Genomic DNA, 19,525 nt, shown 5'->3' with positions numbered 1-19,525 from the left:
CTTCACCCCTGACGACGTGCGGCGGCGACCGGGGTTGCCGCTCCCCCGGAAAAAGTTTCGGCGGTCCGACGGGGCCTCCCGGCCACGGCTCCCGGGCAGCGGAACGGCTCCGGCCCGCGCGCTCCGGCGCGCGGACCGGAGCCGTTGGCCGGGTGGTTCAGCAGGTTCCCTCGTCCTGCCAGACCCCCCATTCCCCCGTGGTCCCGGGCTCCTCGTTCTGGGTCCACCACTTGGCCTTCCACTTGTGGCCGTTGTGGGAGACCTCGTTGCCCTGCGTGTAGACGGCGCTCGGACTCCAGGCCGCCACCGTGCAGGTGCCGCCGGGCGAGGAGGGCGGGGCGGACGACGGCGGGGGCGAGGAGGGCGGGGTGGCCCCGGCGAACCTCACCGAGTACTTGGCGAAGTCCCAGGCAGCCTGCGGAACACTGCTGCACGTCCCCGACGTCGTGCCGTTGTTGTCCGGCGGGGTGCACTGCCGGTCCCGGTTGAGGGACCAGAAGGTGAAGCGCGCCATGCCGTGGCTGGTCGCGTAGTCGAGCACCGTCTGGAAATCGGCCTGTGAGAAGTATTCGCCCGAGTCGCTGCGGCCGTTCATCCCCGAGAAGCCCTCGTGGGCGTAGGCGGTCGCCGCGTCCCAGCCGAACGTCGACTGGAGCACGGAGTTGAAGTTGGTCAGCGCGCTCGTCTGGGCGGCGGCGCCGCTGAACCCGCCGTCGAAGGGCATGATCGAGAAGTTGTCCGGCACGAAGCCCTGTGCCTTGGCCTCGTTCAGCATCTGCTTCCCGAACCAGCCGGTTCCGTCGGCGGTGCCGGCAGTGGTCACCGACACGTACAGGCCCGGGTTGTTCTGCTGGAGGATCCTGGCGGCGCCGATCTCGTGGGAGATGGCGGCGGTGTTCTCGTACTCCGGCTCCTCCAGGTCGAAGTCGATCGCCTTGAGCTGGTACTTGGTGATGACCTGCTGGTACGCGGCGGCGGTGGAGGCCGCGTCGGCGCAGTTCTGGCCGAGCTTGGTGCCGCCGTATCCGCCGACGGAGACCGAGACGTCGCCGCCCTTGGCGCGGATCGAGGAGATGATCCCGGCGACCGCGGAGTCGGAGGAGACGGGCGCAGTGCCGCCCCAAGTCGGGCTGCAGCCGCCTCCGTTGGGAGCCAGGACGAAGGCGAGCTGGAAGGCCTTGAGGCCGGTCGCGTCCATGATGGCGGAGGTGTCGGGCGGGTTGTTGTCCAGCGGCATCAGATAGGGCGCGGCGGCGTACCAGCGGTTGCCGAGCCCGGCCGCGTCGGCGGTCGCGCCCGAGGCCTGGCCGGTGACGAAGGCGGTGAGCCCGGCCGCGGCCAGTGCGGCGCTCGCGGCACCGCAGAGGAGAGCACGAAGTGGCTTCATGTCGAGGTCTCCTGGGGGGTGGGAGGGGGCTCCCAGAATTGGGCGGTGGCCGGAACACGTCAACGGCTTGGACTAGACCATTGCTGTTCCTTGAACAAACGAAACAGGCCCCGGTGAACAGAACCGGCCACAAGGGGCGCACGGCGCGGCATATGCATCGGATCGGCGAGATTCCTGCGGCCGCCGTGCACATTCGGGGCATGGAATCGCTTTGCTGTAGGTGGGAGCGAAGGCGCTCTCCGGCACCGTTCCCCGCGTCCTGGTGCCGCCCCCGACCGGAAGGAACCCGGGCCGGTGCACATCGAACTGACCCTCCAGGTACTCGCGGGAGCGACGGCCGTGCGCGTCTTCGCGGCCGACCTGCGCACCCTGTCCCGGCGCCTGCTGGGTGCCGGAGTGCGGGTCGGCGCCGCCGAACTCGCCGAGCTCCGCAGCAGGCCCGCCGCCCGCCCCGCGGAGCAGCCCCGGCAAGGACACCGATGATCGGTCCAGCACCCGATCCGGGGAGTCCACAGTCCGTGCGCGAGGACCTGGCCGCCGCCCTGCCGGCGGGCTTCGTCGCCTTCTACTCCACCCATCACCGCGCCTATCTCCGCTACGCGCACCTCCAGTTGGGCGCCCGCGAGCTCGCCGAGCGGGCCGTCGAGGACGTGTTCGTGCGGCTCGCCGTCGAGTGGCCGCACGTCCTGCGCAGGCCCAGCGTCCAGGCCTATGCGTGGACGGCGCTCCAGGACGCGCTCGGCGAGCGGCTGCGCGTGCCGGCCCGCGACCGGGCCCTCGTGCAGACCGCGTCGTTCGCCGCCGCCCGCGACGCGCTGCGCTCGGAGATGGAGACCCTCGAAACCGGGCTCGGCCTGTACGCCGCGATCGCCCGGTTGCCCGAGCGGCACTACGACGCGATCGTGCTGCACTACGTCCTCGGATACCCCCAGCGCGAGGTGGCCGCGGTGATGGGCATCTCGTACCCGACGGTGCGCTCCCATCTGCGCGGCGCCCGCCGACGCCTCGCGCGCGACCTGCGGCTCGCCTGGTTCACCGACGGCGAGGAGACGTAGATGAGCGCGGAGCACATCGACGACGTGCTGCTCGGTGCCGCCGTTCTGCGTGAGGAGTACGACGACTTCGACGCGCGGGCCGCGCTGGAGCGCATCGCCGGGCGGGTCCTGGCCCGCGCGGCCGCGGAATCCGGCGCCCCGCCGCCGGCCGCCCCGGCCCGCCGGCTGCGGGCCGAGCAGCGGCTGCGCGCCCTGTCCACGGAGGTCCTGCGCGACGAGGCGGCCGTGGCGGCGATGGGCCTGCTGGTGGACGACGGGAGAACGATCGAGCCGTACGGCGCGCTCGCCTTCGCCTGCCTGCTCCATCTCACCGACCGGGCGGAGGCCGCCCGGTTCTGGTGGCAGTTCGCGGCCGGCGCCGGCTCCCCCGCCGCCGCGCACTGCCTGTACCTGCACCATCTGCAGTACGGCGAGCCGCACGACGCCGGGCACTGGCGCGGGCAGACCGAGGCGCTGCTGGCGGGCGGCGAGTGGCCGGTCCCGGCGTGCGGGCTGCACCCCATCGAGCGGGAGCCCCTGCTGCCGCAGCCTCGCAGCGGCCCGCTGTCGGCCGACAGCGTGCGCAGGGCGGTCGGCCCCCTGTCGCCCGGGGAACTGTCGGGCCTCGCCGCCGTGGTGCGCAGGCTCGCCGCGTGCCATGACGCGGACTTCGGCACGATCGTGCGGCCCGACCCCGTGCTCGCCGCCGCCGGATGCCTGCCGTGTAGGCCGGACGGCACAAGCCGACCTGCGTGATGTCCGTTCTGTTCCTACGGTGACTGAATGGTCATCAGATCCGGACTCCGTTCGATGGCGGCGCTCACCGCCACTGCCGCCATCGGTCTGTGCTGCCTCGCTCCGACGTCCGACAGTTCCGCCACCGCGCCGCTGCCGGGCCCGCCGGCGGGCGAGCAGGTACGTCCGCGGCGGGGCGCCCCCGCCCTTCCGGGTGAAGTGTCCGCCCTCTCCTACGTGGTCGCGGACGCCCGTACGGGAAAGGTCCTCGCCGCCCGGGACGCGCACCGCAAGCTGCCACCGGCCAGCACCCTCAAGACGCTGTTCGCGGTCACCGCGCTCCCCCATCTGCGCGCCGAGGACCGGCACACGGTCTCCGAGCAGGATCTGGCCGGCATCGGCGCGGGCAGCAGCCTGGTGGGCGTCGAGCCGGGACACACCTACCAGGTGTCCGACCTGTGGCGCGGGGTGTTCCTCAGCTCGGGCAACGACGCCGTGCACGTGCTGGCCGCGCTGAACGGCGGCTGGGAGGAGACCGCGGTCCAGATGCAGGCCGAGGCCCGCAAGCTCGGCGCCCTGGACACCGAGGTCGTCTCGCCCGACGGCTACGACAGCCCGGGGCAGGTGTCCTCCGCCTTCGACCTCGCCGTGTTCGGCCGCGCGGGGCTCGCCCGGCCGGACTTCGCCGAGTACTGCTCGACCAGTTCGGCGCAGTTCCCCGGAGGGAGCGGTTCGTACGGCATCGTGAACACCAACCGGCTGCTCTCGGGCACCGACGGGATCGCCCGGTACCCGGGCATCATCGGGGTCAAGAACGGCTACACGACCCATGCGGGCAACACCCTGATCGCCGCCGCCAAGCAGGGTGACCGCACCTTGCTGGTGACCGTCATGAATCCCCAGGCCGGCGGCGGGTTCGCGGTCTACGAGGAGGCCCGCACCCTGCTCGACTGGGGGTTCAGGGCCTGGGACCACGTGGACGCGGTGGGTTCCCTGGAACCCGTACGGGCCACCAGGCAGGCCCGTCATCCGGCGCGGGTCGCCCAGGTGGCCGCGGTCAGGCCCGAGGGCGGGGACGAGGACGAGCCGGCGTGGCCGATGGCGGGCGCCGCGGCCGGTGGTCTCGCCCTGGCCGGAACCCTCTTCCTGGTGGTGCGCCGCCGCACGGCCCGCGGCCGTTCGCGGCGCCCGGCGGAGTGAGCCCGGGCGGCGTCGGCCTCACCGCGTAAGTGCGGTGCGCGGCCGGGTCAGCAGGGCACGGCCCGCGGGCCCCGCCGGTCCCTGGGTGCGCCAGGTCAGGGCGATCCTGCCGCGCGGTTCGGGCTCGGTGATGCGCAGGGTCCGCAGGCCCGCGGTGACCTCCGCGCCGGGCGGCGGCGCGGGGAGCACGGCCACCCCGAGACCGCGCTCGGCGAGCCTGGGGCAGCGCGGCCTCGCCCGCCTAGGTGGTGGTGACCGAGCCGCCGGAGCGGTCGAGCAGCGGCTGGCCCAGCTCCCGCTCCAGCTGCCGGATCTGCGCGCTGACGCCGGGCTGGGCCACGTGCGGACGGGCCGCGGCCCGGGTGAAGTCGGCCTCCTCCACCACCGCGACGAAGTACCGCCGCTGTCGAAGCCCCATCCCCGGATCCCAACCGCGTGAAGATCGCGCGCCGTGGCCCGTTCCACCCCCGCTCCTTTCCGGCCGAGGCGACGGCGCAGCACAGTGCCGCCGTCTGACCAGCCCTCAATTCGGCCTAAGATTCCCAGAATTAAGCCTCCCGTTGCCTTGAAATCGACCAGCCACCCCTCAACATGCCTTTCTTTTGGACGACGTTGACGGGCTCGGCGACCTGCGCACCCGCGCCATGTCCTGCGCCGATGCGGCTCCGGGGAGTGACTTCACGTGACCGAATGTGTCCGGCGCGGCGCGCGGAGGCCTCCGCCACGGGAGAGACTCCTGTTCGTTCTTCGGAAACCAACCCCCAGGAGTGTTCGAAATGCGGAAGATCGCAGCAGTCAGCGCCGTCGCCGTCGCCTTCCTGGCCAACGGACTCGTCGGTACCGGTCTCGGCAGCGCGTCCGCCGCCCCCGCCGGCGCCACGACGCCGATGAGCCTGTACCCGCCGTCCGCCCTCGTGATCTCGGTCGCGGACGGAACCGGCGACGACGCGGGCGCGGTCCAGCGCGCGGTCACCCTCAGCTGCGCCCCCACGCCGTCGGGCACGCACCCCGCGCCGGCCGCGGCCTGTGCCGAACTGAAGCGCGTGCGAGGTGACTTCACCGCCCTGTCCGCCAGCGGCGCCCCGCGCATCTGTACCGACCTGTGGAAGCCGGTCACCGTACGGGCGGACGGCGTCTGGAACGGCAAGCGCGTCAGCCATGTGCAGACCTACCCCAACTCCTGCCTGAAGGCGGCGGGTTCGGAGGCCGTGTTCAACTTCTAGCCCGGCGGGCCGGGCCCGAGGACGCAACCCTGCGGCCGCACCGGCCGCAGGGGGTGACAGGAGGATTCCCCCTCGTGTTACTTGACATGTCTTCGTCGCTTCACTCGACGATGGCACCGTCCTGACGGCCAGTCACCCCCACTAGGAGGACCCGTGTCGGATCCCCGGCCCAGACGATTCACGCCCCGGCTGCGCACAGCCCTGCTCGGCGCGCTCGCCGCCTGCCTCGCCCTCGCCACGACGGGCGCCGGAGGCAGCGCCGCCGCGGCGGGGCCCGAGACCCTGCCGCTGTCCGGGGCCACCGTCTCCGGCCTGCACAACACCTACGATCCGGCCGCCTTCCCGTATCTGGCACAGGCCCTGGACACCGGCACGTCGATGATCGAACTCGATGTGTGGGACGACTTCATCACCCAGGAGTGGAAGGTCAGCCACTCCAACCCGCTGGGCAACAGCAACAACTGCGTCAACGCGAGCACCCCGGCCCAGCTCTACACCGGCGGCGCCAACAAGAACCTGGAGAGCTGCCTGGACGACGTACGGGTCTGGCTGGCGGCCCACCCCGGGCACCCCCCGCTCGTCATCAAGCTGGAGATGAAGGCGGGCTTCCAGGCCACGTTCGGCATGGGCCCCGACAAGCTGGACCGGACGATCGGCGACCACCTCGGCCCGGCGGTCTTCCGCCCCGCCGACCTGCTCGCCAAGCCCGGCGGCGGCCAGTACGCGACCCTCGACGAGGCCGCCACCGCGGGCAACTGGCCCGCGCGCAAGGACCTCGCGGGCAAGGTGATGCTCGAAGTGATCCCGGGCACGGTCGAGGAGAACAACCCCACCGACAGCCTGTGGACGGACGTCGAGTACGCGCGCCATCTGCGCGACCTGGCGGCGGCGGGCCGCACCTCCCAGGCCCAGGTCTTCCCCGCCGTCCACAACGCCCAGGCCGGCGATCCCCGTTCACGCTACGCGGACGCCTCGATCCGTCCCTGGTTCGTCGTCTTCGACGGCGACGCGGCGACGTATGCGAACGGCACGATCGACACCGGCTGGTACGACACGCACCACTACTTCCTCATCATGACGGACGCCCAGAACGTCCCGCCGGTGCTCGACGACAAGAACCCGGCACCGGCCGACGCGCAGGCGCGGGTGGCCCGGCTCGCCGCGGCCCACGCCAGCGTCGCCTCCAACGACTGGACCTCTCTTCCCCAGGTCCAGTCACTCGCGCTGCCCCGCGGGGTGGGCTGACCCGGCCCCTCTCCACCCCCGCGTCCAGCAGCACCTCGGCGGCCGCCCGCGCCCGTCGGCACCCAGCCGACCGGCACGGGCGGCCGCCCCTGCGTGGGCCCCGACCGGACCTCCTTGCCTGATCGGACAGTTCAGGCCACTGGCCGACCAGAGGCGGGCGTTTCCGGTCGCCTTCCGTACGTGAGGGCAGCCACACTCCGCGCACCGCGGCAACAAGATTTTCACAGAACCGGCGCACCACAGAAAGAATCTTCACAGGTGGCGGCCCGACGGTCGGATGCCAACAAGATTCCCCTTGTTGAACACTGCACTTCGAATCGGGACATGTCCGCATAGCGGCCAACCACTCTCTCCCGGCTTCTGTGGCGAGGACCCCGGCCGGTAGGGATGGATGCGCACCGGTCCGCCGGGCATCCCGGCCGTGACCAGGCCGGTCGAATGCCTCCCGGCGGGGTGCCGGGCCCTCGTGTGCCGTGCGTCCACCGCGCACGGGCGAGGGCGCCGCGCTGGACCACTTGCCAACCGACCACGCAGCTATGGGGATTCCTATGTCTCGACCCACCCGCCGCCAGGCCATCGGCGCGACCGCCGGCACCCTCGCCGGGCTCGCCCTCGCGGGCACCGCCCACGCCTCCAGCCCGAGCGCCCCCGCCCCGTCCGGGACGACCGGGACCGGCCATGCGGACCACCAGGACCACGGCGCGCCCGAGCCCTTCGACGAGGTCTTCCAGGGCCGCCGGATACAGGGCGCGCCCAGCGCCGGACACATGCACCACGGCGCCGGCTACGCCGTGCGGATAGACGGCCAGGAACTGCACGTGATGCGGAACGCCGACGGGACGTGGATCAGCGTCGTGAACCACTACGAGCCCTTCGCCACGCCCCGCGCGGTAGCCCGCGCCGCCGTGGTGGAGCTGCAGGGCGCCGCCCTCGTTCCGCTCGCCTGACCCACGCGGTACCCAGCCCCCTTCCCGCACCCTGCCCAACCAGGAGCACAGCCATGGCCGTTCGAAAGAACCAGGCGGACCTCACCGCCACCGAGAAGCGCCGCCTCGTCGACGCCCTGCTTCAGCTCAAGCGCGACGGAAGGTACGACGCCTTCGTCACCACGCACAACGCGTTCATCATGAGCGACACCGACTCGGGTGACCGGGTCGGCCACCGTGCGCCGTCCTTCCTGCCCTGGCACCGCAGATTCCTCATCGAGTTCGAGCAGGCCCTCCAGTCGGTGGACGCCTCGGTCACGCTGCCGTACTGGGACTGGACGGTCGACCGCACCCCGAGCGCCTCGCTGTGGGCGGCGGACTTCCTCGGCGGCACCGGGCGCAGCCGGGACGGCCAGGTGATGGACGGGCCGTTCGCGCAGAGCGCGGGCGCCTGGCCCCTCAACGTCCGGGTGGACGGCCGCACTTATCTGCGCCGGGCGCTGGGCGCCTCGGTCGCCCAGCTGCCGACCCGGGCCGAGGTCGACAGCGTGCTGGCGATGACGACGTACGACATGGCGCCGTGGAACAGCGCCTCCGACGGCTTCCGCAACCATCTGGAGGGCTGGCGCGGGGTCAATCTGCACAACCGCGTCCACGTGTGGGTGGGCGGCCAGATGTCGACCGGCGCCTCGCCCAACGACCCGGTGTTCTGGCTGCACCACGCCTTCGTGGACAAGCTCTGGGCGCGGTGGCAGGCCAAGCACCCCGGCTCGCCCTACCTGCCGGCGGCGGGCACCCCGGACGTCGTGGACCTGCACGACACGATGCGTCCGTGGAACAACGTGACCCCGGCCGACCTGCTCGACCACACCCGCTATTACACGTTCGACACGGCGGCCTGACCCCGCGCCCGGGTCGCCGGTCCCCCGCTCAGGCGGGCCGGCGGCCCCACGCGGAGATCATCGGCGAGGTCGCCAGGTCGAGGCGGCCCGCGGCGACGCTCGCCAGATGGCGCTCGATGTCCTCGTCGCTCGCCAGGCCCCGGTCGACGAGCCGGTCGCGGACCTGGCGGACGGTGGCCGCTTCGAGCACCGCGCTCGCGGGCGAGGTGACCGGGAAGTACGCGTCGGCCTCCACCCCCTCAAGCCCCAACTCCCGCAGCAGGCGCGGCAGTTTGCGGCCGTAGGAGAGGTCCGCGCCGCGCTCGGCGAGGAGTTCGCGAAAGCCCCGGCGCAGCCGGTTGGCGCGCTCCTGCTCAGGGCCGTACTCGTCGGGGCAGAGCAGCGGCTGGAGCGCCGGGTCGGCGTCCTCGACGAACAGGACGCCGCCGGGGCGCAGCGCCCCGGACAGCGAGCGCAGGGCGCGGGCACGGTCCTTCACATGGACCAGGACGAGGCGCGCGTGCACGAAGTCGAAGGGACCGGCGGGCGCCGCGTCCTGCCCGACGTCGTGGCGGGCGACCTCGACGTTCGGCGGCAGGGCGGCGCCGGTCAGCCATCCGGTGTCGAGGTCGGTGGCGAGCACCCGGCCCTCGGGGCCGACCCGTTCGGCCAGGGCGAGCGGCACGGAGCGGCCGCCCGCGCCGACCTCCCAGACGCGGTGGCCCGCGGTCAGGCCCAGGGCGTCGAAGTGGCGGAAGGTCGAGGCGTCGAAGAGCTCGGCGAGCGCGTCGAACCGTTCGCCCGCCTCGGTTTGCCGGTTGTCCAGGAGGTATCCGTTGTCCTCGGTCATGGCGATCATGATGGCAGGGCGCTCACCGGGCCAGCCTGCCGAGCAGCGAGGAGGCCGCCAGGACGCCGAGCGCCGCCGCGAGCAGCAGCACCCCGTAGTCGACGCCGAGATGGGAGGGCGTTCCGAGCAGCAGTCCGCGCAGCGCGTCGACCTGGTAGCTCAGCGGGTTGGCCCTGCTGACGGCCTGGAGCCAGCCCGGCATGATCGACACCGGGTAGAGGGCACTGGAGCCGAAGAACAGCGGCATGGTGATGGCCTGGCCGATGCCCATCAGGCGGTCGCGGGTCAGCACGATCCCGGCGATCGACATCGACAGGCAGGAGAAGAAGGCCGAGCCGAGGACGACCGCGACGCCGACCCCGAGCAGCTTCAGCGGGTTCCAGGTCAGCGCCACGCCGAGCAGCGCGGCGATCGCGATGACCACGACCGCCTGGATGAGCGCCTTGACGCCGGCCGCGAAGGCCTTGCCGGTGATCAGCGCCGAGCGGGGCGTGGGGGTGACCAGGAGCTTGGTGAGGATGCCCGAGTCCCGCTCCCAGATGATCATGATCCCGTAGAAGATGGCGATGAACATGGCGGACTGGGCGATGATGCCGGGCGCCAGATAGTCGATGTAGGGGATTCCGCCGGTGGGGATCGCCTTGATGCGGGTGAAGGTCTCGCCGAAGATGAGCAGCCACAGCGCGGGCTGTACGGCGCGGGTGTAGAGCTCGGCCCGGTCGTGCCGGAGCTTTTGCAGTTCGACCGCGCACAGCGCGCCGACCCGGGCGGGCAGCACGCGCCAGCCGGTGCGCGGGCGCGGCGGGACCAGGAGCAGGTCGAGGGCCCCGGCGGTGGCGTCAGCCGAGCCGGGCCGCGGTGCGGCGGGTGCTGCGGACATCGCGGAAGTCACCTCCCTGGCTGTCGAGCCCGCTGCCGGCGACGTCCCGGAAGACGTCCTCCAGGGTGGGCGGCGGCTCCTCGGTCCCGCGGCGCTCGCGCAGTTCGGTTTTGAGCCCGTCGGGCGTGCCCAGGGCCCGTACGCGGCCGCGGTGCATGAGCGCGAGGCGGTCGCAGTACTGGTCGGCCTCGTCCATGTGGTGCGTGGTCACGAGGACGGTCATGCCGGTGCCGGCGCGTACGGCGTTGATGTGGTCCCACACGCTGGTGCGGGCGATCGGGTCGAGGCCGATCGTCGGCTCGTCCAGGATGAGCAGCCGGGGCGCGCTGACCAGGGCCTGGGCGAGTTCGAGACGGCGGATCATGCCGCCCGAGTACGTTCTGGCCATGCGGTCGGCGGCCTCGGTGAGGTCGACGGCGTACAGGGCCTGCTCGACGCGGCGGGTCCGCTCCCTGCGCGGGACGTCGAAGACCCGGGCGAACAGGGCGACGTTCTCGCGTCCGGTCAGGCCCGCGTCGGCGGACAGTTGCTGCGGCACGTACCCCAGCAGGCGGCGCACCGCCATCCGCTCCCGCGCGGCGTCGTGCCCGAACACCCGGACGCGGCCGGGCGGAACCGGCAGCAGGGTGGTGACACAGCGGATCGCGGTGGTCTTGCCCGCCCCGTTCGGGCCGAGCAGTCCGAAGACCTCGCCCGGGGGGACGGCCAGGTCGAGCCCGTCGACCGCCCGGGTCTCCCCGAAGGCGTACTCGAGACCCTGGCACACCACCGCGTCGTCGTCGCTCATGATCCCTCCGCTTCTTCGTGCAGGTTCTCGGCGAGCCGGCGCAGCGCGGGCAGCGCGGCGGCGAGGGCGGCCCGGTCGGCCGGGTCGAGGCGGGCCACCTGGTCGCGTACGAGCGTGGTGCGCCGGCGCTGCCAGTCGCGCAGCCGGTCGAGCGCGGCGGGGGTCGCGTACAGCAGGGCCGAGCGGCGGTCGCCCGGATCGGTCTCGCGCCGCAGGTATCCGTCCCCGACCAGCTGGTTGACCAGGGTCGAGACCGAATTGCCCGCCAGGTAGAGCTCCTTGGCGGCGGCCGACACCCCGATGCCGGGCCGGGTGGCCACGAGGCGGAGCAGTTCGACGTGGGCGCCGCGCAGCGGGGGCGCGGTCAGCCCGCGGCGCAGTCGGCGCCGGACGAGCCGCTGGACCGCGGCGAGCACATCGGCGAAGGAGTCGTCGAACGGCTCGGCCTCCTCGACAGCCATGCCCCCATTTTATCTCTCACTCAGAGGTATCGGCCAGACCCCGGTCCCCGTCGGTCCGCACGGGGTGTGGCGGCGGCCACAGTGGACCCGCTGTGAGAACGAACCGGGCCCGCATGACATCTTTCCCCGGGGCCCCACGCGCTCCACGGGACGCCATTCGTATCGGGCAGGGAAACAGGAGCTGAACGCACGTGCCGGCCATCAGTCAGAGGATGCATCTGATCCTGCTCTCCGCGTGGACCGCCCTGTGGTTCGCCGTGGTGGAGCCCAACGGCGGCTTCTCCTGGCACTATCTGCGCGCGGGCGGCGAGCTCATCTTCCAGGGCCCCTCCGGTGACGGCACCGGCGGGCTCAACCTGTACGCCCACCACCCCGAACTCCAGATGGGTCCGGTCAGCTTCCTGACGGCCGGGCTCTTCAACCCGTTCCCCGATCACACCGGCCAGTTCCTGGCCGCGCTGCTGATGTCGGTGCTCGGCCTGGTCATCGTGGTGCTCGCCGGGCGCAGCGCCGCCTGGTACTTCCTGGGGACCGGCACCAACCACCAGCGGCTGCGCCAGCGGGTGCTGATCGCCGGGCTGGCCTTCATCCCGATGTGGATCGAGGTGTCGGTGCGCTTCGGCCACCTCGACGACGTCCTCGCCCTGTTCTTCACCGCGCTCGCCGTCCGCTCGGTGACCCGGGACAGCGCGGTGGGCACCGGCGTGTGGCTGGCGCTCGCGATGGACTCCAAGCCGACCGCGGTCACCTTCGCCGCGCTGCTCTTCGCCCTGCCGCGGCACCAGTGGCTGCGGGCGGGCCTGTGGTGCGCGGCGGTGCTCGCGGTCGCCTGGGCGCCGTTCTTCCTCACCAATCCGCACTCGATGTCGGCGGCCGGCTTCGCGATACCCAACCAGCCCGCCTCCGCCCTGCGCTGGCTCGGCGTCGCGGACGCGGAGACGCCCGGCTGGGACCGGCCCGCGCAGGCGGCGCTCGGCCTTCTGCTCGGCGCGATCGCGGTGTGGCGGGGGCGGTGGGCCGCGGTGGTGCTGCTCGGCGCCAACGCGCGGATCGTGCTGGACCCCAGCGTCTACACGTACTACACGGCCTCCGTGCTGCTCGGCACCCTGCTGTGGGACGTGATCGGGCAGCGCAGGCTGGTGCCCTGGTGGAGCTGGCTCGCGCTCCTGACCTTGTACGGGAGCGTGTTCGTGGTGCCGGACGACGCGGCGCGGGGGCTGATCCGGCTGGCCTTCGTGATCGTGTCGACGGCTTACGTGCTGCTGTGGCCGCAGCGCGACAGAACCCGGGACCGCCGTCGAAGGCGCCGGTCCGCCCCCGCGCCCGCCTGAAAAGTGGCTCGAACCGGTCCCCGGGGCGCCCGAGCGGAGCAGCCGCGACGGCCGAGGTGTCTTCCACCGGTTCGGCATCCGGCGCCCCGACGGCGAGCACCCGGTGTTCGGCCACGGACCGCGCCGCGTGAGACGCTGGGACGGTCCGCACCGGCAGACTTGCGAAGAGGGTCCCCCATGACTCGTCAGACGCGTACGGCCAAGGAGATCATCGCGGCGACGTCCGCGGCCCTCGCCCCCGCGGCGGACGACAACCCGCTGGTGCCGCTCGTCGAAGCGGGCACGGCGCCGCTCTCCGCGCTCGCGGGGCTCGCCCTGGAGCAGCGCCACATCATCGCCTCCGACCGGCGCGCCTTCGTGTTCCTGGCCGAACGCTCGGGCAAGGGCAGCGCGTGCGCGGAGTTCTTCGACTCGCTGGCCCTCGGCGAGACGATGGCCCTGGAGCGGCTCGCGGCGTACGAGACGGCCTGCGGGCTCACCCCGGAAGCCATCGGCCAGTACGAGCCGAAGGCGGGCTGCCAGGCCTACCCGGCGTATGTGGCCTGGCTCGCGCTGAACGGCGAACCGTCGAGCGTGGCACTTGCCCTCACCGCCAACTTCGCTGCCTGGGGCGGCTATTGCGCGCGGCTGGCCGCGGCGCTGCGCGGCCGGTACGGGTTCACCGACGAGGCGTGCGGGTTCTTCGACTTCTTCGCGGGTCCGGCGCCGGAACTGGAGCAGCAGGCCATCGCGGCCGTCGCCGCCGGCTCGGACGACGCGCACGGCGAGGGCGTCGGCAGCGGTGCCCACTACGGACGGCTGCTCCAGCGGTACGAGTCGATGTTCTGGAACACGCTCGCCGGGGCCTGACCGGCGACGGCGGAGCCGCGCCGACCGGCACGCCCGCCTTTCAGTCGAACTCGGCGCCCGGGTAACGGAGTTGACGGCCCTCCCGGCCCGCGACGAGGAGCCGCCGCGGGCACCTGGACCACCGCGGCGGTGGCATCCGTGCCACCCCCGGTCAGGGTGGTGGCCGGATCGCGGCAGGGGGCCCGGGCGGTGGACGATCGGACCGACCGAGGCACCGGAAGGGGTGCGGCGCGGCTGACCGGCTCTCCCCTTCGCACCACCAACGGGGAGAGACACACATGCAGTTGTTCAGGAAGCCGGGCCGCTGGGCCGCGGCCGCCGTGTGCGGCCTGCTCGCGGCGGCGGCCCTGCCGGCCGGTGCGGCGAGCGCCGCCGCCCACGGCACCGAGCCCGACCGCTACCGCCTTCAGCGGCTCGACTGGCAGCCGTGCGTGTCCGGCACGCTGGAGTGCGCGACCATGGCGGTGCCCCGGGACTGGCACCACGCCGACACCGGGCCGAGCCTGAGCATCCAGGTCTCCCGGCACCGAGCGACCGGTCCCGGCGCGCGGCGGGGCGTGCTCATGATGGCGGCGGGCGGCCCCGGCGCCTCGGGCCTCCGCCGCCCGGCCGACCTGACCCGGCTCAGCCCGAAGCTCGCGGCGGCGTACGACGTGGTCGGCTTCGACCAGCGCGGGGTCGGGGCGAGCACCAACGTGGTCTGCTCGGACCAGGACAAGGTCGACGCCCTCTTCACCAGCGGGGACCTGCGGGACCGTTCGCCCCGGGCGGTGGCGGCCACCCTCGGCCGCGCACGCGGCTTCGTCGCGGACTGCGAGCGCGCGTCGGGCGGACTGCTGCCGTACATCACCACCGACCAGGCCGTGCACGACATGGACCTGTACCGGTCACTGCTCGGCGTGGACAAGGTGTCCTACTACGGGCCGTCCTACGCCACCGTCCTCGGGGCGTACTACGCGACCGAGTTCCCGCGCCGGGTCGAGCGGGTCGTCCTGGACAGCACCGTCGACTTCACCGGCAGCTGGGAGTCGTTCCTGGTGGGGCAGCCGATGAGCTTCCAGCGCCGGTTCGAGCGGGACTTCCTGCCCTGGCTGGCGAAGAACGACGCTACGTATCACCAGGGCCGCACCCCCGCCGAGGCGAAGGCCTCCTACGAACGGCTGCGGGCCGCGCTGCGCGAGCACCCGCTCGACCTCGACGGCACCGTGATCACGGGCAACCACCTGGACGCCGCCGCGATCAACGCGATGTACGACGCGTCCGGCCGGTTCCAGGACTTCGCCTCGCTGATGGGCCTGCTCGAACATCCCGACGGCGCCCCCGCGGACGCGAGGAAGAACGTCGCCGACCGGCTCAAGCACTTCATGGGTGCCAACTTCCTCGCCGACTTCTTCTCGGTCACCTGCGGCGACACCCCGTGGAACCGTGACAGCCGCTACTGGGTGGACAAGAGCGCCCGGGCCACGAGCGCCACCCCGCTGGCCGGAGCCCAGGAGCTGACGTACGCCGCGATCTGCGCGAGCTGGCCGCGGTCCAAGGCTCCGCACATCAAGGTGACCGGCAAGGGGCTGCCGCCCGTGCTGATGCTCAACTCGACGCACGATCCGGCCACTTACTACGAGGGGGCGCTGCGCGCCCACCGCGGCCTCGCCGGCTCGCGTCTGATCACCGTGGACGACGGTGACCACGGCCAGTTCCAGCACGGCAACGCGTGCGTGGACGCCCATGTCGAGGACTACCTCCTGACCGGCGCCCTGCCCGCCCAGGACACGACCTGCGCGGGCGTGCCGCTGCCGGAGCCCGCGGGGAGTGGTCGGAGCGCCACGCGGTAGCGCGTCGTCGGCCGCCGCTCCTCGCCGAGGGCACGAGGGCGAGGCCCGGCGGCGTGCGCCGCTCGGCCCGTCGCGCTCCGGTGGCGGCGGCGCCGGCGGGTTCCCGCACGACCGGGACCACGGGGTGCACAAGCGTTTACCCTGGGGGTGAACAGATGTGCACCCCTGCCCGCGCTCCAGCCGTACGGAGAGTCATGCCCCCAGCGATACCCGCGCCCGCCGACCCGCCGCGCCCCCGCTTCTTCGTCGCGGTGCTGGCGTTCTGCGGAGTCGTCGTGGCCGTCATGCAGACGCTGGTGGTGCCGCTGCTGCCGCACGTGCCCGCCCTGACCGGCAGCACTCCGGCCGCCGCGAGCTGGCTCGTCACCGTCACGCTGCTGACCGGTGCGGTCTTCACCCCGGTCCTCGGCCGGGCCGGTGACATGTACGGAAAGCGGCGGCTGCTGCTCGTCTCGCTCGGGGTGCTCACCGCCGGGTCGGTGATGTGCGCGGTCAGCTCGCACATCGGGGTGCTCATCGCGGGGCGCGCCCTGCAAGGAGCCGCCCTGGCGGTGATCCCCCTGGGCATCAGCATCATGCGGGACGAACTGCCGCCCGCGAAGGTGCTCTCCTCGGTGGCCCTGATGAGTTCGACGCTCGGCATCGGAGCGGCCGTGGGGCTGCCCGTGGCGGCGCTGGTCGTCGAGCACTTCGACTGGCACACGATGTTCTGGGCGTCCGCCGCGCTCGGCGTGCTCGACATCGCGCTGGTGCTCTGGTGCGTGCCGGAGTCGCCGCTGCGCTCGCGCGGCCGGTTCGACGCCGTGGGGGCGCTCGGGCTCTCGGCCGCGCTGGTCGCCGTGCTCCTCGCCATCACCCAGGGCGCCGACTGGGGCTGGACCTCGCCGCGCACCCTCGCCCTGCTCGGCGCGGCCGCGGTGATCTGGCCGCTGTGGGGCGCGTACGAACTGCGCACCCGCTCGCCCCTGGTGGACCTGCGGGTGTCGGCGCGGCCCGCGGTGCTGCTCACCAACGTGGCGGCCCTGCTCATCGGGTTCGCCTTCTACGCCAACTCGCTGGCGACCGCGCAGATGGTGCAGGAGCCCAAGGCCACCGGGTACGGCCTCGGCGCGTCGATCGTGGTGAGCGGGCTCTGCCTGCTGCCGGGCGGCCTCTCGATGGTGGCGCTGTCCCCGGTGTCGGCGAGGATCTCGGCGAAGTACGGCCCCAAGGCCGCGCTCGCCCTCGCGGCCGCCGTCATGGCCGCGGGCTACGGGGTGCGGTTCTTCACCAGCCACAGCCTCCCCTTGATCATCGCGGGCGCCACGGTCGTCTCGTGCGGCACCGCGATCGCATACTCGGCGCTGCCCGCCCTCGTGATGCGCGCGGTCCCGGTGAGCGAGACGGGCGCCGCCAACGGGCTCAACACGCTGATGCGCTCGGTGGGACAGGCCTGTTGCAGCGCGGTGGTGGCCGCCGTCCTGGCGAACGTCACCTTCGAGGCGGGCGGGCGCACCGCGCCGACCCTGCACGCCTATCTCCTGGTGTTCCTGATCGCGGGCGGCGCCGCGCTGGCCGCGCTCGCCGCCACGCTGTGCCTGCCGGGCCGCGCCGCCCCCGCCACGGGTAGCGTCGGGGCGGAGCGCGGCGAGGGCACGCCGGGACGTACGACGGCCGAGGAGAGCGCATGACGGGGCAGCGGGCCACCGGTGCCGACACCGGGACGGGCAAGGACGCGATCCTGCGGGCGGCGCGCCGAGCGTTCACCCTGCGCCCCTACGCCGAGGTCACGATGCGCTCGATCGCCGCCGACGCGGGGGTGAGCGCGTCGCTCATCGTCAAGCGGTTCGGCAGCAAGGAGCGGCTGTTCCACACGGTCGCGGACTTCGAGCCCGCCGCCGACGCGCTGTTCGCGGCGCCCCTCGAAGAGCTGGGGCGGCACCTGGTCCTGACCATGGTGCGGATGCGACGCGAGGACCAGGGGGACCCGCTGCTTCGCGCGGTGTTCTCCCTGGGGAACGTGGATGAACGGACACTGCTGCGGGAGCGGTTCCGCGAGCAGGTCACGTCCCGGCTGGCCGGTCAACTGCGCTGCGGGGACAGTGAGTTGAGGGCCGAGTTGATCGCCGGACTGCTGCTGGGCCTGGGCGCGACCCTCAGTCTGCACCGGCCGGGCGCCGGGGAACGCGCCACGCCCGAGCAGCTGGCGGATCTCTACGCGCCCGCTGTGCAGCGTCTGATCACCGGTTCCGACTGACCGGAACCGGTCCTCTCACTCGTCGTGCACGGTGACGGCCTGCACCGGGCAGGCCCGGGCGGCCTCGCGGACCAGGGGGTCCCCGCCGCCGTCCTCGCGGCCGGGCAGCAGCTCGCTGAACCCGTCGTCGTCCTGCGTGAAGACGCCGGGGGCCGTGAGCACGCACTGGCCCGCGCCGATGCAGACGTCCTGGTCGATGCCGATCCGCATGCGCGGCTCCTTTCCTTCCGTTCCTTCCGTCGGATTCCCGCGCCGCTACCAGGCGACGGGGAGTTCGACCATTCCCTGGATGGTGTCGCCCGGTTTGAACGGGATCTCGTCGGCGGGCACGGCCAGGCGAAGCCCGGGCAGCCGGTCGAAGAGGGAGCGCAGCGCGATCTCCATCTCCGCCCGCGCCAGGTTCTGGCCGAGACACTGGTGGATCCCGAAGCCGAAGGCGACGTGGTGGCGGCTGGTCCGGTGCCAGTCGATCCGGTCCGGGGCCTCGAAGCCGGCACTGTCCCGGTTGATGATCGACGTCGAGAAGACGACGCCATCGTCGGCGCGGATGGTCCGACCGCCGATCTCGATGTCCTCCAGGGCCACCCGCAGCATCCCGTCGGCGATCGACAGGTAGCGGAGCAGTTCCTCGACGGCGGCGGGCATGAGCGCCGAGTCGGAGCGCAGCTCGGCCAGCTGCTCCGGGTGCTGGAGGAGCGTGAACGTGCCGAGCGAGATCATGTTGGCGGTCGTCTCGTGGCCCGCCACCAGCAGGATGGTGGCGAAATCCACCAGTTCCTGGCGGTTCAGCGTCCCTTCGTTCAGGCGCCGTTCGATGAGTTCGTCGAGCAGTCCGTCCCCGCGTTCGGTCTGTTTGCGGTCGATCAGCCGGACGAAGTAGTCCTCCAGCGCGTCGCGCGCCGCCTCGACGTCGCTGGTCTCCGGCCCCCGCAGGAGCTTGCGGGACTGGCCCTCGAAGAACTCGTGGTCCTCGTAGGGCACGCCGAGCAGCGCGCAGATGACCATCGACGGCACCGGCAGCGCGAACGCGCTCACCAGGTCCGTCGGCGGTCCCTGCTCGATCATCGCGTCGAGCAGCCGGTCCACGGTCGTCTGGATCTGCGGCCGCAGGGAGGCCGTGCGCTTGAGGGTGAAACTGGGGATCAGCATCCGGCGCTGGGTGGCGTGCTCCGGATCGTCGGTGCCGAGCAGCGCCGCGCGGCGCCGGGTGATCCCGGCGAAGCGGGCCGTCGGTGAGGGGAACGCCTCGTTCAGACGGTCGCTGGAGAGGCGCGGGTCGGCGAGCAGGGCGCGTGCCTCGGCGAGCCCGGTGACCATCCATACGATCCGGCCGTCGTAGAGCCGGACGCGGGCGAGCGGGCGCTCGTCGCGCAGCGGCTGATATGCGGTGGGCGGCTGGTAGGGGCAGCTGCGGTCCTGCGGGAAGGAGACGCTGCCGGTGTCGGTGGCGGTGTGGTCCGTGTTGACGCTGGTGTTCGTGCCTGTCATGTAGACCTCGCAAGCGAAGGGTTCCGTCTTGCCGATCTCCACTACATGCCTCGGGCACCTATGACGTCTACGCGTTCTTCGGCCGATTCCCCACGTTCGGCCCAGCCGCCCGGGGGCCCGGTGCGAGCCTGCGGGCGCGGCGGGGCTAGCGTGTGGGCGGCCCGTCGTACGTCACGGGCC

General features: G+C 72.7%; 21 protein-coding genes and 1 pseudogene. 13 read left to right on the top strand and 9 right to left on the bottom strand.

The genetic code is table 11. The features are described from left to right. Positions 1–157 precede the first annotated feature (157 nt). A complete protein-coding gene (locus AC07F3_RS19955; RefSeq protein WP_479115791.1) occupies positions 158–1,387 on the bottom strand; it encodes a carbohydrate-binding protein in 1,230 nt (409 codons plus the stop codon). 294 nt (positions 1,388–1,681) lie between these two features. On the opposite strand from AC07F3_RS19955, the gene AC07F3_RS19950 reads away from it, so the two are divergent. Genes AC07F3_RS19950 through AC07F3_RS19935 form a run of 4 tightly spaced genes read left to right on the top strand, consistent with a single transcriptional unit; the run spans position 1,682 to position 4,356 of the window. After that, complete coding sequence (locus AC07F3_RS19950) at positions 1,682–1,870, top strand: hypothetical protein (protein ID WP_479115790.1); 189 nt, start codon at positions 1,682–1,684, stop codon at positions 1,868–1,870. Positions 1,871–1,905: 35 nt separating this feature from the next. Further along, the gene (locus AC07F3_RS19945) at positions 1,906–2,442 is read left to right on the top strand and encodes an RNA polymerase sigma factor (protein ID WP_479115789.1); all 537 of its coding nucleotides are present in this window, start codon (positions 1,906–1,908) and stop codon (positions 2,440–2,442) included. After that, complete coding sequence (locus tag AC07F3_RS19940; protein WP_479115788.1) at positions 2,443–3,177, top strand: hypothetical protein; 735 nt, start codon at positions 2,443–2,445, stop codon at positions 3,175–3,177. A 27-nt stretch (positions 3,178–3,204) separates the two neighbouring features. After that, positions 3,205–4,356, top strand: coding sequence for a D-alanyl-D-alanine carboxypeptidase family protein (locus tag AC07F3_RS19935; protein ID WP_479115787.1), 1,152 nt, complete (start codon positions 3,205–3,207; stop codon positions 4,354–4,356). Between the two features lie 18 nt (positions 4,357–4,374). On the opposite strand, the gene AC07F3_RS19930 is transcribed toward AC07F3_RS19935, so the two are convergent. Both AC07F3_RS19930 and AC07F3_RS19925 read right to left on the bottom strand, forming a co-directional pair. After that, positions 4,375–4,551, bottom strand: coding sequence for a hypothetical protein (locus AC07F3_RS19930; RefSeq protein WP_479115786.1), 177 nt, complete (start codon positions 4,549–4,551; stop codon positions 4,375–4,377). 49 nt (positions 4,552–4,600) lie between these two features. After that, a pseudogene (locus AC07F3_RS19925) lies at positions 4,601–4,774 on the bottom strand (LysR family transcriptional regulator); the annotation flags it as partial. 358 nt (positions 4,775–5,132) lie between these two features. Here AC07F3_RS19925 and AC07F3_RS19920 point away from each other — a divergent pair. The 4 genes from AC07F3_RS19920 (at position 5,133) to melC2 (ending at position 8,652) form a co-directional block, all read left to right on the top strand. Beyond that, positions 5,133–5,579, top strand: a complete 447-nt coding sequence (locus AC07F3_RS19920; RefSeq protein WP_479115785.1) for a subtilase-type protease inhibitor — start codon at positions 5,133–5,135, stop codon at positions 5,577–5,579. Positions 5,580–5,732: 153 nt separating this feature from the next. Next, positions 5,733–6,824, top strand: a complete 1,092-nt coding sequence (locus tag AC07F3_RS19915) for a phosphatidylinositol-specific phospholipase C domain-containing protein (protein WP_479115784.1) — start codon at positions 5,733–5,735, stop codon at positions 6,822–6,824. Between the two features lie 548 nt (positions 6,825–7,372). After that, positions 7,373–7,771: an apotyrosinase chaperone MelC1 gene (gene melC1, locus AC07F3_RS19910; protein WP_479115783.1), complete on the top strand. Its 399-nt coding sequence runs from the start codon at positions 7,373–7,375 to the stop codon at positions 7,769–7,771. Positions 7,772–7,824: 53 nt separating this feature from the next. After that, the gene (gene melC2, locus AC07F3_RS19905; RefSeq protein WP_479115782.1) at positions 7,825–8,652 is read left to right on the top strand and encodes a tyrosinase MelC2; all 828 of its coding nucleotides are present in this window, start codon (positions 7,825–7,827) and stop codon (positions 8,650–8,652) included. A gap of 28 nt (positions 8,653–8,680) precedes the next feature. Here melC2 and AC07F3_RS19900 read toward each other — a convergent pair whose 3' ends face one another. The 4 genes from AC07F3_RS19900 to AC07F3_RS19885 are packed head-to-tail and all read right to left on the bottom strand — an operon-like array spanning position 8,681 to position 11,609. Beyond that, a complete protein-coding gene (locus AC07F3_RS19900; protein ID WP_479115781.1) occupies positions 8,681–9,481 on the bottom strand; it encodes a methyltransferase domain-containing protein in 801 nt (266 codons plus the stop codon). A 22-nt stretch (positions 9,482–9,503) separates the two neighbouring features. Then, positions 9,504–10,361: an ABC transporter permease gene (locus AC07F3_RS19895; protein ID WP_479115780.1), complete on the bottom strand. Its 858-nt coding sequence runs from the start codon at positions 10,359–10,361 to the stop codon at positions 9,504–9,506. Continuing rightward, positions 10,321–11,148, bottom strand: coding sequence for an ABC transporter ATP-binding protein (locus AC07F3_RS19890; RefSeq protein WP_479115779.1), 828 nt, complete (start codon positions 11,146–11,148; stop codon positions 10,321–10,323). The genes AC07F3_RS19895 and AC07F3_RS19890 overlap by 41 nt, the downstream gene beginning before the upstream one ends. Beyond that, complete coding sequence (locus AC07F3_RS19885; RefSeq protein WP_479115778.1) at positions 11,145–11,609, bottom strand: MarR family winged helix-turn-helix transcriptional regulator; 465 nt, start codon at positions 11,607–11,609, stop codon at positions 11,145–11,147. The genes AC07F3_RS19890 and AC07F3_RS19885 overlap by 4 nt, the downstream gene beginning before the upstream one ends. A 191-nt stretch (positions 11,610–11,800) precedes the next feature. Between AC07F3_RS19885 and AC07F3_RS19880 the strand changes: the two genes are divergently transcribed. The 5 genes from AC07F3_RS19880 (at position 11,801) to AC07F3_RS19860 (ending at position 17,857) form a co-directional block, all read left to right on the top strand. Continuing rightward, positions 11,801–12,940 (top strand): hypothetical protein, encoded by a 1,140-nt coding sequence (locus tag AC07F3_RS19880; protein ID WP_479115777.1) that lies wholly within the window; start codon positions 11,801–11,803, stop codon positions 12,938–12,940. Positions 12,941–13,117: 177 nt separating this feature from the next. Then, complete coding sequence (locus AC07F3_RS19875; RefSeq protein WP_479115776.1) at positions 13,118–13,789, top strand: transcriptional regulator; 672 nt, start codon at positions 13,118–13,120, stop codon at positions 13,787–13,789. Positions 13,790–14,067: 278 nt separating this feature from the next. Continuing rightward, a complete protein-coding gene (locus AC07F3_RS19870; RefSeq protein ID WP_479115775.1) occupies positions 14,068–15,621 on the top strand; it encodes an alpha/beta hydrolase in 1,554 nt (517 codons plus the stop codon). Positions 15,622–15,815: 194 nt separating this feature from the next. After that, complete coding sequence (locus AC07F3_RS19865) at positions 15,816–17,291, top strand: MFS transporter (RefSeq protein WP_479115774.1); 1,476 nt, start codon at positions 15,816–15,818, stop codon at positions 17,289–17,291. Continuing rightward, the gene (locus AC07F3_RS19860) at positions 17,288–17,857 is read left to right on the top strand and encodes a TetR/AcrR family transcriptional regulator (protein WP_479115773.1); all 570 of its coding nucleotides are present in this window, start codon (positions 17,288–17,290) and stop codon (positions 17,855–17,857) included. The genes AC07F3_RS19865 and AC07F3_RS19860 overlap by 4 nt, the downstream gene beginning before the upstream one ends. A 15-nt stretch (positions 17,858–17,872) precedes the next feature. Here AC07F3_RS19860 and AC07F3_RS19855 read toward each other — a convergent pair whose 3' ends face one another. Next, positions 17,873–18,067 (bottom strand): ferredoxin, encoded by a 195-nt coding sequence (locus tag AC07F3_RS19855; RefSeq protein WP_479115771.1) that lies wholly within the window; start codon positions 18,065–18,067, stop codon positions 17,873–17,875. 45 nt (positions 18,068–18,112) lie between these two features. Beyond that, positions 18,113–19,345: a cytochrome P450 gene (locus AC07F3_RS19850; RefSeq protein ID WP_479115769.1), complete on the bottom strand. Its 1,233-nt coding sequence runs from the start codon at positions 19,343–19,345 to the stop codon at positions 18,113–18,115. Between the last annotated feature and the right edge of the window lie 180 nt (positions 19,346–19,525).

It is taken from the genome of Streptomyces sp. NPDC045846, assembly GCF_056431605.1.
This window is presented reverse-complemented; position numbering and strand designations above follow the sequence as displayed.